The following is a 16,105-nucleotide window of genomic DNA, read 5'->3' as shown; positions in this document are numbered from 1 at the left end:
CATCGTTTAGCTCTGCTTACGATAAGAAAAAACTTTTTAAAATAGCTTCCTCATATTTTAAAAATGAAGCACGTCCTTAAAGTTAGTCCGAAAACCTAACTTTAAGGACGTGCTTCAAAATTTAGGTTTATTGTTGGAGGATTGCTACTTGAATGCTGATTATCCAGTTTTAAAAATTTGAATCAGACTTATTGTCCCATGCTTTTTTCCATCGCTTAACACTTGAATCTGTAGTAAAATAAGAAAGAAGGGCAATAAAACTACATAGACGAGAGCATAAGGTGGATAAATATAATGAAAATAGATGAATCGAAACGCGAAGAATTGCAGTTAGAGATAACGAGATTACATACTTATATTACAAAACTTAGTGAAAAATACTATGATACTGAAAAAGAACGTGTGATGATCGACTATCCTAATAACTCAGAAGGTCGACAATTGGAACAAGTGTATAATCAGGTGTTTAACGATTTATTGAAGGTGAAAAAAGAGTTAGACTATTATGCATTACCCATTTTAGATACCGGCATTTTAAAGTATAATGAAGAAAAAGAACGTTTTGTTTTCAAGTCGGTTCGAGAAAACTTGCTTCTTTCTGCTGGTATGGATTTAGAAGTTTTGGTAGAAGATTATTTTACAGAAGAAAAGCATTGGGTACGCACTAGTTTAGAATATTTACCACAAACTGCGGGTGGTCCACAAGCTTGTGGTTGGTATATCACCGAAGACAAAGATTTAGAGTTAGAAGGTGTTATGGCAAGGATTAGAAAAAAACAGTGAAGTAAGAAAGGAAAAGGCGGATGAGAGAGAAAAAAGCAGTTTATGTGAATGGATATCTTGGTATAGCTGGATTAATTTTATTAGTAGGTATTGGTGCAGTTTCATTGTTTTTTGGAATGATTAATGCCATGTTTTCTTTGACAGTTTTAGGATTTATTTTTTGGTTCATTGCGATTGTACTCCTTAGTTCAGTAACGATTGTTAGCCCGAATCAAGCAAAAGTTATTTTGTTTTTTGGTCAATACGTAGGAACGATTCGGGAGAGTGGTTTTTTCTTAACCGTTCCTTTTGCCCAAAAAATAAATATTTCTTTGAAAGTACGCAATTTTAACAGTTCAGTTTTAAAAGTAAATGATTTAGATGGAAACCCTATTGAAATCTCTGCGGTCGTTGTTTTTAAAGTAGTGGATACAGCTAAGGCCTTGTTTGATGTGGCTTATTATCATGATTTTGTTGAGATTCAAAGTGAAACAGCGATTCGTCATATTGCTAGTCAATACCCTTATGATACATTCAATGAAGAAGATTTGACTTTACGAGGAAATACAACAGCTATTTCAGATGAATTGGCACAGGAATTACAAGAGCGTTTGTCTGTTGCCGGCGTAGAAGTGATTGAAACACGATTGAATCATTTAGCTTATGCGACGGAAATAGCAAGTGCGATGCTACAGCGTCAACAAGCTAGAGCCATTTTATCTGCGCGTCAGACGATCGTAGAAGGGGCCGTTACGATGACTCAAATGGCATTGGAACAAATCGAGCATAGCCAAGAAATCAATTTTACAGATGATCGCAAAGTCCAATTGATTAACAATTTGCTTGTTTCGATTATCACCGATAAAGGGACGCAACCCGTCATCAATACCGGATTGGTAAAAGACAAGTAGTTTCACTCTGAACAAAAATGATCATGCGAGCATTTAATCTCCAACGATCAGCCAGAATTTCCAAAAATTATTTTTTAATTTTTGTGAAATTCTGGCTTTTTTTCTATCGAAAGGAAAGATGGTAATTATTTACTTTTAAGATTAAATTTTATGGCAAGATTGTTTGTATTAAGTAAGTGTAAATGACAATAATGAAAGTTATTTGATAGAGAAATCAAAGGAAACTACTAGACTTTTTTCTTATAATTGCTTTATCAAATGTGAAAGAAGGAGAAAAAATGAGAAATTTTCTGCTCGGAATCGTCATTTCTAGTATAGGCATAGGCATTTTTTTAATTGGCGGGCTAAGAATAGCAGAAAAAATGATTATGGGCGGAGATAGTTATTACGTTCAAATTACGAACGATGGAGAAAAAGATGTCACAAAAGACAATCATAATGAAGTGGTTGTTCACTACAAATATATTCTTCCAGGCTATGATGATACCGGAAGTGAAAAGATATTAGAGTTTGAGGGTCAACAACCACGCCCATTGAGAAAAGGAGCTTACTTAAAAGTAACTTGGAATAAGAGAAAAGGTGTAACTTCTTATGAAGAAGTAAAACAAAGAGAGATACCTAAATTAGCAAAAGAAAAATTGACAAAGGATAGGTAAAAATGGAAAAAATAGTTGAGGTTCAAAATGTAACAAAAATATATGGTAAGAATAATGAAAAGAAAACTCAAGCGTTAAATGGAATTAGCTTTGCTGTAGAAAAAGGTGAGTTCATTGGTATTATGGGTGCTTCTGGTTCTGGTAAATCTACCTTACTAAATATTTTATCGACACTAGATAAACCGACAGAAGGAACTATCCGTATCAATCAAAAAGATGTAACTAGACTAAAAGACAATCAGTTAGCGGATTTTCGTGCCAAAGAAATCGGCTTTATTTTCCAAGACTTTAATTTATTAGAAAATTTAACAGCCCAAGAAAATATCGCTGTTCCTCTTTCTCTACAAGGGGTAAGACCAAAAGAAATCAGACAGCGAGTCAAAAATGTGGCAGAGCGTTTATCTATTTCCCATATTTTAGGAAGTTATCCTTCTGAGATTTCTGGGGGACAAAAACAACGGGTGGCAGCTGCTCGCGCTTTAGTAACCCAACCGACGATCTTATTAGGTGATGAACCAACGGGTGCCTTAGATTCTAAAAGTGCACGTGATTTATTGGATACGATGGAAGAATTAAACACCAAAGACGATGTTTCTATTTTGTTAGTTACGCACGACCCATTTTCTGCAAGCTATTGTGAACGTATCTTATTTATAAAAGATGGTGGCATTCATGAAGAAGTAAGACGTGGTGAGCAAAGTCGCGATGTATTTTATCGCCATATCTTAACTATTTTAGGAAATCTGGAACAGTAAGGGGAGGAAAGAACATGCTTTGGAAATTATCACTTACTGGGATAAAGGGACGGTTAAGAGACTATCTTGTCCTATTTTCAGGATTAGTCATGACTTCAGCTATCTTTTATATGTTTGAATCACTTGCAAGTAACAAAGAATTTTTAGAAAGCAATTCGAGCATATCAATCACCGTATTAATCTTTCATTTAGGTTCGGTGTTGTTATCGATTATTACCTTTTTTTATATCCTTTACGCCAATTCATTTTTAATGACGATGCGACAAAAGGACTATGCCATGTTTATGATGTTAGGGGCTAAAGGCGGTAAAATTGCTCAAATGATTTTCACTGAGACATTCGTAGTGGGAGCATCTGCTACTATTTTAGGTTCCGCACTTGGAGTTGGTCTGACAGACTTGGTACAACGGATACTTGTTGATCAATTAAATATCACGATTACGAACTTTACACCATTTAATTTAAAAGGATTATTGATTACAATTTTCTTTTTTGCTCTGTTGTTTTTATTAGCAGCGATTGTTAATGCTTTTTCAATTGTCAAAAAACCTATTTTAACATTGATACGAGCAGAAGCTACTCCGACACGAATGAAACAGAACAAATTTTTATTTTTACTTGAAGTAGTGCTAGGCATTGTTTTGTTGGGGGCGGGCTATTATGCTATGGCATCGATTTTAAAGTTAGGATTTAGTGCTCTGGTTATCGCATTAGTGACCATCTGTTTAGGAACATACTTTATTTTTCACTCTGTGATTATCTTCTTTTTGACTTTATTGAAGAAATCAGAAAATATTTCCATGAAAAAATTAAATAACTTTACGTTATCACAACTAAGTTTTAGAATTCGTGACTACACACAAATGCTTTCAATGGTAGCTATCCTTTTCGCTTTAGCTTTAGGTGCATTGACGGTGGGCTTAGGTTTTAGAAATCAAATCTCTTTAATCACTGATTCTACAAGTGCTTATGACCTTGTATTAAACAATGCACAAAAAATGGATCAAGAACAAGTTTCTAAACTCAATCCAACCTTAAATAATACCTATACACAAAAAGAAGATGCTCAGTATGTCTATTATAATTATAGCGATTTTGAAAAAGCGCCTTTAATGTACATCTCTAACGATGGAGATTCAATGAATGATTTCAAAGAAAAGACGGCTAGCGTTGAAGAATTAGCAAAATCAGAAAACTTACAAGAAGCATTAAAGGACTATGAGTTACCCACTCAAAAAGGAAAAGGAATAAAACTAGTCAGTGCCAGTGAATTTAATCAATTAAATCTGCCAGAAGCAAAGCTACAATTAGTTAAAGTAAAAGATTTTTATACTAGTTTAGATGCAATTGGTGCATTGGTTGAAGAAAACAATAAAAATAATCCTGAAATAAAAGGCGAAATGGGAGGCAGTAATCAAAAATATGTAAATTACCAACTATACAATGGTATTTTTTCTGGCTTTGAATTTATGGGCTTATTCTTAGGAATTGCATTCTTAGCCATGTTGGCAAGCTGCCTAATGTTCAAGATCCTCTCAGGAAGTAAAAGTGATATTGGAAGATATGTCATGCTAGAAAAAATTGGAACGCAGCGTCGATTGCTTAAACAATCAATTAGACGAGAAATTGGTGTTTTATTCTTAGCACCGGGTATTTTAGGGGCTATTCACGTTTTGTTTGGACTAAAATTATTTGAAACACTGATGACTAATCCCTATGACAATGTATTAATCTCATTTACGATTTTCTTTGTTATGTACTTTGTGTACTACGCACTGACCACTTGGTTATACACAGGAATTGTCTTGAAAAGAGACAAATAAAAAAGTTCGACCTACCTTCATACAGCAGGTAGGTCGAACTTTTTTATTCTATTACTTTAAAATCTATCCAGAAGGTATGATGGATAGTCAATACACTTAATAATGGAATGGACTCAGTTTTTACTTTAACAACAGTTGATTTAGGAATTTCTCTAGCTGATAAATGGAGAAAAATCTCCCAAAAATTTGGTACTTTTATTGTAGAAATAAATTCCGGTTTTCTGATAGAATTTTTTAAAATGCTCGTATCTAAATTAATCAAAGACATTTCATTTTTATTCCAAGTGACCGGAACAATGGATGATTTTGACATATTTTTCACTGGCGTTTTTTGAGTGTTTTCTTTTTTTGGTTCATCATATTTAGTTAAATTATATGCTTCAATGATTGAATTTAATTTTTTCGAATATTGTTTATCTGTTGCGTAGCGTCCTTCCAAATATTTGGTCGCATCTTTGTAACTCTTTGTTTCTGATTTCCAAATAGGTTTATAAAATTCTTTATTATGGGACAAACCTTCTTTAACTAATTTTGCATAATCTTCTAAACTTTCCTTGTAAGAAGGATATTTACGAAAAGTTGCTCGTATCTGGAAATTCGCGCCTTGTGCATCTTGTTCTAGTGTATTGAAAGAAACGCTTTTTCCTTGATAGGCTCCTTTAATCCCAAAAAGATTATGATTTGGTTCGCTAGATAATAAACTATTACCAGAACCGCTTTCTAAGATTGCTTGTGCCATCATGACAGAAGCATAGATTCCTTCTTTTTGACCAATTTCTTGGGCACTATCTGCAATTTTTTTCAAGAATTGATCCGTTGTTTGATTCTTTGAAAAGTGAAAGGAATCATTTGATCCATCTAAAATAGCTGGAGGTTTCACTAGACCATTAGCCAAAGGTAATCCAGCAACATTTACACGTACAGCAAAGTCTGGTTTGTAGTCTGCAATAGAAGTAATCCGAACGTTATCACCTGGTTGTGGCGCATGGATAAATTGACCATTACCAATATAAATACCCACGTGGTGAGTAATTCCTGATGAAGGTCCCCAGAACACTAAATCACCCGGTTGCGCTTGGTCGACTGGAATTTGCGTGCCTGCATATTGTTGTTCACCCGTCCATCCACCGATATAGTGGCCAGTTGCTTGCATGTAGACATAATACGTTAAACCAGAACAGTCAAAGGTGTTCGGACCTTTTGCTCCCCAAACGTAGGGTTTTCCTAAATATTTATACGCTTCTTTTACAATGGCCTTTTGAACAGTTGTCGTATTTGCTGGTAAGGTCATTTCAATCGGCGTTTTTGAAACAAAATTAGAAGAAGTATCAGCGGGATTTTCAATGCCTACTGGTTGATTTTTATTCTTTTCACTTGTTTGCTTATTGGAAGAATTACCAGTATTTGCTGAGACAACGGAATTGTTGTTTGTAGATGTAGATGGTTTTGTGTGACTTGTTGAACTATCCGTTGTTTCATTTTTATCTGTACTAGGTTTTGTCGTATTCCCAGGTTTTGTTGCTTGGGAAGAATCAGAAGTATTCCCCGTTGAATTAGTTGTTTCCTCATTAGAGGGTTTATCAGATGGGGAAGTGGGTGTTTTGAATGTTGCAGACAAAGATAAATCTACTACACCTACGACAAAGAAATTTTCACTATAATTGACTTCTTGTGCACCGTTCACCTCAAAAGAAATCAATTCTTCCTCTTTAAGCGGCGTGATCGTATAAGCAATTTTTGTTCCTTCTTTTACGCCTTCGATTTTACCATCAGATGGAATCGTTAATTCTTTTTCTTCTTCTGTCTCATCATTGATCATTGTAAGTTTGATTTTTCCTATTAATGAAGGGCCAACCGTAAGTGTGTGGGTGGCAACATTTTCTGTTTCTTCATTTGGTTGTTCGGTTGACTCTTCTGTTTCTGACGTCGTTGAATCAGTTGTCGAAGATTCAGTTGTTGAGCTGGACGATGTCTCCTCCGTTGATGGAAGTGTGCCTGTACTTGAATTTGTTGAGGCACTTGAATCTGTTTCTGAAACGAATGAACTATTTGTTGTCGCTGTTTGAGTTTCTGTTGCAAAAACAGATTGAGTCGATAAAAGCGTTGGAGCAATCAGCCAAGATGTAGCAAGGAGGCGTATTGCCTTGTTTTTATTCATATAGGTACTCCTTTTCTTCTTTTCTTATGCACAATAAAGACGGCATCTGTACAATCATTCACTAATTGTACGTTACAAAGTGTCAAGTTTTTGATTAAAAAGCTACGAGTATTCTTATATTCAATCGTTGGCTTTAACATTTTCGTTTTATGTATGCCATTTATTTGTTGGGGGATAACAAATAGGGGGAATGGTCATACTATCTAAATTGTACCAAAGGATGGGGAATTCTACAAAAAATTTGTAAAAATAACGTCCGTAAAAAATAAAAAAACTAAAACATAGAAATTTCTTCAATATGTTTTAGTTTTTTTCACATTTTAGTCATATTTTAGTCATCTTTTTTTCTTATATACCTTGTTGAAGCTCTTGTTTCTAATTTTACTGGTAATAATTTTTCGGTCCAAGTGTTTTTGGGCGATTGGATACGCTCTAGTAACAATTGAGCAGCCGATTGTCCTAGTTCAAAAATTGGTTGGGCGATTGTCGTCAATTTTGGTTTGACATAGTCACACATATCTACATTATCATAGCCAATCACGCTATAGTCCTCTGGCACTTTTTTTCCTTGTTCTTCAAGTCCACGATAAAGACCAAAGGCTAATTCATCATTTAGCGCAAAAATGGCTGTAGTAGAAGATTGAAGAATTTGAGGAACGACTTGATAACCACCTTCCTTAGAAAAATGAGTGGGTAGTAACAATAAATTTTTATGGGGTAATTGAAAAACATCCAAGGCATGTTTAAACCCTTCTATTCTTCGTTTTACATTTACTGGAGGATCTTGTGGGTAGACAAGAGCAATGGATTGATGGCCTAAAGTAAGTAAGTGTTCTCCTGCAAGGTATCCTCCATGAAAATCATCTGTTCGAACACAATCGCTAAAGCCGTCTGATGTTTTCTGATCTAACACAATAAACGGACGATTTTGTTTTTTTAGATTTTCTTTGATGGCGGTAGTGGAAACAGCTGAAGAAGCAATAATAAAGCCATCCACTCCACGGCGTGTGAGCTCCAATAAATATTCCATTTCCTTTTGATGGTCTAGGTCGGCATTGCACAAAATAGTCACAAAATGTTGCTGGTATAAAATATCTTCGACACCACGCGTTAATATGTTAAAAAAAGGGTTGGTGATATCAGGAACTAGAACACCGATTGTTTTTGTTTCTTTCGTAATCATTTGACGTGCAAAATAATCAGGTTGATAGTCCAGTATTTCTTTAGAAGCAATGACTTTTGCTACTGTTTTTGGACTGAATTTCTCTTCATTGCCATTTAAGATCAGTGAGACAGTGGCAATTGAAACACCAGAATGTTTTGCCACGTCTTTGATTGTTACTTTCTTTTTTTTCACTCTGATACTCCTATCCTACTAGTATACTTAATTTTCCCATGAAAAATAGGTGAAGTAAATGAAAAAACAAACTTAATTATGGGCTTCTTTTATTGCTTGAAGTATCTCTTTTGTTGAGCGTACACGTGCCATTTTAGGAAACATTTTTTCAATAAAGAGTTGATGTAGTTCTTGGTCTCTATCACCGCAACCATCTGCGACTATAAGGACATGGTAACCATGTTGAAAAGCATCTAAAGCTGTGGCATATACGCCATTTGATGTTGCGACACCAGATAGAATAAGCGTGTCAATCTTTCGACGACGAAGTTGCAAGTCTAAGGAGGTACCAAAAAAAGCACTTGGGTTATGCTTGGTAATTTTTATCGTATTTTCTGCATCATTCAGTGCAGGTTCAAGTAATAAATCAGTAAACTCTTTAGGAACAGCAAGTGAAGTAGCCGAAACTGGACGATCATTTTGCGTACTTAAATACTGGAAACTAGTAATATCAACGTTCACTAATACATTAAGTGCAGCCGTATTTTTTAATTGTTCAGCAATTTGTCGATTGTTTGCAAGAATTGTTGCGGAATCATAAGGAAATAAATTTCCAGATCCAATAATTCCTTTTTGTAAATCAATTGGTAGAAATGCAGTTTTGGCTAGTTCAATTTGAATGGGTGTTTTAGTAGTAGTCATTGTTTGCCTTCTTTCAAAAAATAAACTTTTTCCCTGTAAGTAAAACATATATTTCGTATTTGTCAATGAATAGTTCACCATCGCTTTAGTCGGATTCATTTCAATGGTAAAATAAAAAGAAGGATACATATGGAAAAAGAGAGAGGGAAGAATAGATATGTCTTATGTAGAAGTAGTCAATGAATGCAAACGATATAAAATGGGAGAAATAACGATCACTGCCAACGACCAAGTTTCTTTTTCAATAAAAAAAGGTGAGCTTGTCATTATTTTAGGTCCAAGCGGCGCAGGCAAATCCACGGTTCTTAATATATTAGGAGGGATGGATAAACCAGATGAAGGACAAATCATCATTGATAAAACGGATATCGCGCAGTTTAACGACAAACAATTAACGGCATACCGTCGCACCGATGTTGGTTTTGTGTTTCAATTTTATAATTTAGTACCTAATTTGACAGCTAAAGAAAACGTTGAATTAGCAACAGAAGTTTCACCTAATGCACTAGATCCAGTGGAAGTATTAACACAAGTGGGACTGTCACATCGCCTAAATAATTTTCCATCACAATTATCTGGCGGAGAACAACAACGAGTTTCCATTGCCCGTGCTTTAGCTAAAAATCCTAAATTACTTTTATGTGATGAACCGACTGGCGCATTAGATTTTGAAACCGGTAAACAAGTGTTGAAGCTCTTACAAAATGCGAGTAGAGAGCATGGAAACACGGTATTGATCATTACACACAATTCTGCTTTAGCGCCAATGGCGGATCGGGTTATTCATATTAACGATGCAAAAGTTCGCTCCATCGAAACCAATGATCATCCTTCAACTATTGATGAGATCGTATGGTAAGGAGAGACTTTATGAAAACAAAAACATACTTGAAAGCAAGTTTTAGAGAAATCAGACAATCAAAAGGAAGGTTTATTGCTATTGTTTTGATTATCATGTTAGGCACATTGTTATTTGTAGGTGTCAAAACAGCCGGTCCAGTCATGCAAAAAACAATGGATCAATATGTGAATAAAGGAAATCTCTCTGATTTACAAATTATTTCAACTGCAGGTCTGACTGATGAGGATATAGTAAGAGCAAAAAAAACTTCGGGTGTGCAGGTAGAAACAAGTAAACAATTTTACTATTCAAACACCAATAAAAATGAAGTGGTGCAAATTTTTTCTTATGATGCATCCGCCAAACAAAATTCGTTAGAAGTAGTTGCTGGTCGATTACCTAAAAATAAAAATGAATTAGTCTTAGATGAAAAAGCCAAAAAATTAGGGTATAAAATTGGTACAACGTATACCATTGATTCAGATGATCTAAAACAAACTTCCTATAAAATCACAGGGTTTGTTCGTTCGCCATTATTTATCAACAATTTAGAACGTGGCTATGCGAATGTTGGGAATGGGACAATTGATTATTTTATCTATTTACCTGAAGAAGATTTTCAAACAAAAATCCAATCAGTCATTTACTTAACTTTTAAAAACGTTGCTTCTTATGATACTTATAGCAAAGAATATCAAGATAAAATGGCACAAAACCAAGAAACTGTTGAAAAAATCTTTCAAGGTAGAGCAGAAGAGCGTTTGAAAGAACTAAAGAAACAAGCAATGGATTCTTTACAGCCGGCCAAACAAAAGATACAGACAGGACAAGCGCAAATTGATACGGCAAAGAATCAACTCAAAACAGCAAAATCACAATTAGCACAACAAACGGCAAGTATCGAACAGCTACCTGAAATACAACGTGAACGTGTAATGAGCGAGCTCTCTGCCCAACAAATACAATTAACAGAGCAAGAAAAACAAGTGGCTGAGGAGCAAGAAAAACTAAACAAAGCGCAAACAGAAATAAAAGAAAACGAAGAAAAAATCGACCACTTGGAAAAACCAACCTATCGTTACCAAGAACGATCTGACAATGTTGGTTTTCAAGAATTTGGTGATTTAGCTGAACGGATCGCAGCCATTGCGAATGTTTTTCCAGTTTTTTTCTTCTTCATCGCAGCTTTGATCACTTTTACGACAATGACACGAATGGTCGAAGAAAATCGTCGAGAAATCGGTACTTTGAAGGCATTAGGCTATACGAAGTTTGAAATTGCTAAAAAATATGCCATTTATGCCAGTTTAGCTTCAGGTCTTGGAATTATCTTAGGAACGATTCTAGGGACAAATCTATTACCAAGAATTATCTTTGAATTATCAAATGAACGCTACGATATTGGATCAGCTGTCATTTTTTACGATTGGCTCCCCATTTTCCAAGCAGCGCTCGCATTTTTTATTGCGGCATTTGGTGCAGCGATGTTCGTTTTATTTAAAGATTTAAGGGAACGACCTGCGGCTTTGCTTCAACCAAAAGCACCTAAACCAGGTAAAAGAATTTTATTAGAATATATTACCCCATTTTGGTCTCGTTTAAGTTTTAATCAAAAAATCAGCTACCGTAATTTATTTCGATATAAATCAAGAATGTTTATGGCGATCATTGGAATTGCTGGATGTGCGGGTCTAATGGTAGCCGGCGTTGGCTTGAAGGATTCTTTAAGCTCAGTTTCTGAGAAACAATTTGGGCCGATTACAAATTATCAAGCCATTGTAACGATTGACAAAGAAGCAGATCAAAGTGAGACGAAAGTCAAGCAAATATTAGAAGAAGATTCGAAAGTGACAAACCTTTTGGCTGTGGATATGCAAACGATTGAATTGCGCCAAAAAGGTCAGGCATCACAAAGTGTAACGATGATCGTGCCAAAAGAAACAGCACAACTATCGCCGTTTATTTACTTGATGTCACAAGATAAGAAAAAAATTGATTTGCCGGATTCGGGAATTGTTATCACAGAAAAAGCAGCTGAACTCTTTGATTTAGCTAATGGAGATAAAATTTCATTATATACGGATGAAGAAAAAGAATGGAATGTTACCGTGAAAGCAGTTGCTCAGAACTATTTAGGTAATTTCATTTATTTGAGCTCCTCTTATTATAAAGAAGTCTCAGGAAAAAAAGCCACAACCAATGCTTATTTAGTTCAATCTGATGCCATGACGAAAAAACAAGAAGATGCTCTATCAGAAAAATTACTTGCGACAAATGCTGTGATGAATACGTCATTTGTCTCCAAACAAATGGAAACCCAAGAAGAATCTTTAGCAAACTTAGATTCAGTTGTTCTGATATTCGTTGTTTTATCTGGTTTATTAGCTTTTATCGTGTTGTATAATTTAACTAATATCAATATTTCGGAACGTGTGAGAGAATTGTCGACAATCAAGGTATTAGGCTTTTTCGATAAAGAAGTAACGATGTATATTGTACGAGAAAATATGATCTTTACTTTACTTGGGATTGTTAGCGGTTTTGGAATAGGGTATGTGTTAACTGATTTTATCTTGCAACAAGCGTCAATGGAAACAGTCATCTTTCCACTGGTAATTACTTGGAAAGCTTATGCACTTTCCGCTATTCTCACCATTGTGTTCACCATCATTGTTATGGTTGTGACACACTTTAAACTAAAACATATTCATATGATTGATGCTTTAAAATCAAATGAGTAAATAAATGGAATAAGCGCTTCTTACAAAAAAGACAAGAGAAATTTTTTGTAAGAAGCTTTTTTATTTTTGTCTAGTCTTTAAATAGCATTGCAAGTTGCATTGTTAGACAAGAAAGTTTGAACAAATAATATTTTTTACGATGCTAAGTGGAATAAAATGAAGCTTTCAAAACCTTATTCAAAGATTTACAAACGCTTCCTTTTCCTTTATAATAAATTTAAACAACTTGTATATATAAGTTTGGAACAGTTGATTGGAGGCGGAAGAATTTGTCATTTAACGATAAAGTAATTTATCAAATATATCCGAAATCGTATTGTGACAGTAATGGCGATGGGATTGGTGATTTAGAAGGAATTAAAAGAAAATTACCTTATTTACATGAATTAGGTATAGATATGATTTGGTTAAATCCAATTTACCCAAGTCCACAAAAGGATAATGGTTATGATATCTCAAACTATGTAGCAATTGATCCAATTTTTGGAACGATGGAAGAATTTGAAGACTTAGTAGAATTGGCGAAAAGTTATCAAATAGAAATCATGCTTGATATGGTGCTGAATCATGTATCGATTGAACATGAATGGTTTCAAAAAGCTTTAGCAGGAGATCGCTTTTATCAAGATTTCTTTATTTTACGAGATGAACCAACGGACTGGATTTCTAAATTTGGTGGAAATGTTTGGTCACCGTTTGGAAATACTGGAAAATATTATTTACATTTATATGATCAAACGCAAGCTGATTTAAATTGGCGGAATGAAGCTGTTCAAGAAGAGCTATTTAAAGTTGTACGTTTTTGGATGGCTAAAGGTGTGAAAGGATTCCGATTTGATGTGATTAATGTGATCGGAAAAGATGAAGTACTAAAAAATAATTCAGAAAATCAAGGGAAATCAGAATATACAGATAAACCAATCACGCATACGTATCTTCAACGGTTGAATAAAGAAACATTTGGTCAGGATCCTGAAATTATTACAGTAGGAGAGATGAGCTCGACAACGATTGAAAACTGCATTTTGTATACGGAACCTAGTCGTAACGAACTCTCCATGGTTTTTAATTTCCATCATTTAAAAGTTGATTATGAGAACGGAAACAAGTGGAGTACTCCGCCTTTTGATTTTAAAGCTCTCAAAGAATTGTTCCATACTTGGGGTGGAGAAATGAGTAAAGGAAATGGCTGGAATGCTTTATTCTTAAATAACCACGACCAACCACGAGCACTTAACCGTTTTGTGGATGTGACCAACTATCGTAAGCAAGGGGCCGAAATGTTAGCGACGATGATCCATTTGAACCGAGGAACACCATATATCTATATGGGCGAAGAAATTGGAATGATCGATCCTGATTTTGCTCATATTGAAGAATATGTGGATGTAGAAAGTTTGAATGCTTACCAAGAAATGATCAGTCAATCGTTATCAAAAGAAGAGGCATTTCGCCGTATCAAAGCAAAATCTCGAGACAATTCACGAACACCAATGCAATGGACAAATGGGACACAAGCTGGTTTTACCACTGGAAAACCTTGGCTAGCTTTAGCAGCTAAACATGAAGAAATTAACGTTGAAAATGAACGTTCTTCAAAGCAATCTATTTTGGCTTATTATAAAAAATTAATCCAGTTGCGAAAACAATATCCAGTGATTGCATCAGGGAATTATCAAGCATATCAACCAAATCATCCACAAGTTTATAGCTTTTTAAGACAGTTAGAAAAAGAAAAATTATTAGTTCTAACAAATTTTTATGAGAACGAAACAACAATTACCATACCAGAAGAATTTGTTGGTGCGAAACGATTAATTGATAATTATTCGGATACTGTAATCGAAGAAGAGTTAAAACTTAAGCCTTATCAAGCAATAGCACTTTTGATTCAATAAAAAACAAATCAAAAAAATGATACTAGAATAAAAAATAAGCAGAAGAACTCCAAATAAAGAGAAAACTCTTTCAGAATTCTTCTGCTTGTTTAGTCTTTTTCGAAATAATCTTTTTCCGAAAAATCGGCTTTTTGGTAGATTCCTTGATCGCCATAATACTTGTTGTATCGTTGTTTGAATTTTTTAAACGTAAAGACAACAAATAATTTAACCAATGTATAAATAGGGATACCAAAAACAACACCCATAAGACCTAATAAATCTCCCATAACTAGTAAAACAATCAAAATAGTAATCGGATGAATTTGCAGGCGGTTTCCCATTACACGAGGAATCACAAGGTCTCCGTGAAGCAATTGGACAATAAACCAAACCAGTACAAATTTAACGGCCATAAAGGTGGAGTCCTGAAAAGCGATAAATAGACCAGGGAAGAAAGCGATGAATGGTCCAATATAAGGAATAATACATAAAATGCCTGCAGCAATGGCAAGAATACTTGCAAATTGTAAGCCAATTACTAAAAAAGTGACCCAATAAACAGCACCTAAGATAAAGGAAGCAATAATTTGCCCTTTTAAGAAATCGCCTAATTGTTGGTTTGCAATTTTTGTCAATGTACGAAAATCTGTACGGAATTTTGGTGGAATGATACCTAAAACAGATTGATAAAACTTATGCGGATCTCTTAACAAAAAAAAGGCGATAATTGGTCCCGTAAATAATGTGATAAATGTTGAAGTGACAGCTGAAAAAATATTTCCGATGCTTTGTGCACCACTTTCCCAATAATTACCAATAAATGAGGTGAAATTGGCAGTCAAATCATCAATTGATGCAAAAAATTGTTTAGAGGTATCCGCAAATGGTGTTTGTGCTAAGTTGTCTTTTAACATTTTTATAAAATCATTAAACAAATCCGGAAAACTAGTTATTAGTGCTTGGGTTTGTTGCTCTAGAAAAGGGATTAACCAAATGCTTCCTAGTCCAATCAAAAACAAAATAATGACATATACAATCGTAACCGATAGATTTCTTGGAAGCTTCCGACTGAGTTGTTTGATTAATGGATCCAACAAATAATATAAGACTAATGCAAATAACACAGGGGCAAGCGTCGTTGCGAAAATCACAAAAAAAGGTTTAAAAATAAAACCGATTTTCTGAAAAAAATAGACCACTAAAGCTAACATAATCAACAAGCCTAATACATAATAAGAAGTCGTACCTCCTAAAAAACGTATGAGTCGTGTTTGATCTTTTGAATGTTTTTCCACATGATTACTCCTTTCAATAAATGAACTCTCTACATTTTGATATGAATAAGGAAATGACAAGCTGTTTTTCTACTTGCCTGTAATGGAAATATAGAGAGGATTTCTTTTATTATAGTCGGAAGTAGCCCAAAAAAGAAAATAATACCGTTCAACAATTGTATGGAAATAAGATTGTGGAAGAAGTGGTTCGTTCCGAGTAAATCAGGGCTTATTGTTGAGGAGTGACTTCAGGAAGACCTTAAGAT

General features: G+C 34.6%; 12 protein-coding genes. 8 read left to right on the top strand and 4 right to left on the bottom strand.

Annotated features, from left to right (window positions below; genetic code table 11):
* Nucleotides 1-294: 294 nt before the first annotated feature.
* The 5 genes from EVI01_RS10810 to EVI01_RS10790 all read left to right on the top strand — a co-directional run bounded on the left by EVI01_RS10810 (nucleotide 295) and on the right by EVI01_RS10790 (nucleotide 4,907).
* Complete coding sequence (locus EVI01_RS10810; RefSeq protein ID WP_010750544.1) at nucleotides 295-783, top strand: DUF5348 domain-containing protein; 489 nt, start codon at nucleotides 295-297, stop codon at nucleotides 781-783.
* Nucleotides 784-899: 116 nt separating this feature from the next.
* Nucleotides 900-1,673, top strand: a complete 774-nt coding sequence (locus EVI01_RS10805) for an SPFH domain-containing protein (RefSeq protein ID WP_371171676.1) — start codon at nucleotides 900-902, stop codon at nucleotides 1,671-1,673.
* Between the two features lie 278 nt (nucleotides 1,674-1,951).
* Complete coding sequence (locus tag EVI01_RS10800; RefSeq protein WP_010750542.1) at nucleotides 1,952-2,329, top strand: YxeA family protein; 378 nt, start codon at nucleotides 1,952-1,954, stop codon at nucleotides 2,327-2,329.
* A 2-nt stretch (nucleotides 2,330-2,331) separates the two neighbouring features.
* Nucleotides 2,332-3,084 (top strand): ABC transporter ATP-binding protein, encoded by a 753-nt coding sequence (locus tag EVI01_RS10795; protein ID WP_010750541.1) that lies wholly within the window; start codon nucleotides 2,332-2,334, stop codon nucleotides 3,082-3,084.
* Between the two features lie 14 nt (nucleotides 3,085-3,098).
* The gene (locus EVI01_RS10790; protein WP_010750540.1) at nucleotides 3,099-4,907 is read left to right on the top strand and encodes an FtsX-like permease family protein; all 1,809 of its coding nucleotides are present in this window, start codon (nucleotides 3,099-3,101) and stop codon (nucleotides 4,905-4,907) included.
* Between the two features lie 43 nt (nucleotides 4,908-4,950).
* On the opposite strand, the gene EVI01_RS10785 is transcribed toward EVI01_RS10790, so the two are convergent.
* From EVI01_RS10785 to EVI01_RS10775, 3 genes are all read right to left on the bottom strand, one after another.
* The gene (locus EVI01_RS10785) at nucleotides 4,951-7,065 is read right to left on the bottom strand and encodes a glucosaminidase domain-containing protein (protein ID WP_010750539.1); all 2,115 of its coding nucleotides are present in this window, start codon (nucleotides 7,063-7,065) and stop codon (nucleotides 4,951-4,953) included.
* Between the two features lie 331 nt (nucleotides 7,066-7,396).
* A complete protein-coding gene (rbsR, locus tag EVI01_RS10780) occupies nucleotides 7,397-8,422 on the bottom strand; it encodes a ribose utilization transcriptional repressor RbsR (protein WP_010750538.1) in 1,026 nt (341 codons plus the stop codon).
* A gap of 72 nt (nucleotides 8,423-8,494) precedes the next feature.
* Complete coding sequence (locus tag EVI01_RS10775) at nucleotides 8,495-9,103, bottom strand: isochorismatase family protein (protein WP_010750537.1); 609 nt, start codon at nucleotides 9,101-9,103, stop codon at nucleotides 8,495-8,497.
* Between the two features lie 157 nt (nucleotides 9,104-9,260).
* Here EVI01_RS10775 and EVI01_RS10770 point away from each other — a divergent pair, with 157 nt between their 5' ends.
* From EVI01_RS10770 to treC, 3 genes are all read left to right on the top strand, one after another.
* A complete protein-coding gene (locus EVI01_RS10770; RefSeq protein ID WP_010750536.1) occupies nucleotides 9,261-9,962 on the top strand; it encodes an ABC transporter ATP-binding protein in 702 nt (233 codons plus the stop codon).
* 11 nt (nucleotides 9,963-9,973) lie between these two features.
* The gene (locus tag EVI01_RS10765; RefSeq protein WP_010750535.1) at nucleotides 9,974-12,685 is read left to right on the top strand and encodes an FtsX-like permease family protein; all 2,712 of its coding nucleotides are present in this window, start codon (nucleotides 9,974-9,976) and stop codon (nucleotides 12,683-12,685) included.
* A 269-nt stretch (nucleotides 12,686-12,954) separates the two neighbouring features.
* Nucleotides 12,955-14,583: an alpha,alpha-phosphotrehalase gene (gene treC / locus EVI01_RS10760; RefSeq protein WP_010750534.1), complete on the top strand. Its 1,629-nt coding sequence runs from the start codon at nucleotides 12,955-12,957 to the stop codon at nucleotides 14,581-14,583.
* Between the two features lie 89 nt (nucleotides 14,584-14,672).
* Here the strand turns inward: treC and EVI01_RS10755 are convergent, their stop codons facing one another.
* The gene (locus tag EVI01_RS10755) at nucleotides 14,673-15,860 is read right to left on the bottom strand and encodes an AI-2E family transporter (protein ID WP_010750533.1); all 1,188 of its coding nucleotides are present in this window, start codon (nucleotides 15,858-15,860) and stop codon (nucleotides 14,673-14,675) included.
* Nucleotides 15,861-16,105 lie beyond the last annotated feature (245 nt).

Source organism: Enterococcus villorum, assembly GCF_007990225.1.
Classification (GTDB): Bacteria; Bacillota; Bacilli; order Lactobacillales; family Enterococcaceae; genus Enterococcus_B; species Enterococcus_B villorum.
The sequence above is the reverse complement of the archived record's forward strand: the minus strand, read 5'-3'. Positions and strand labels throughout refer to the sequence as shown.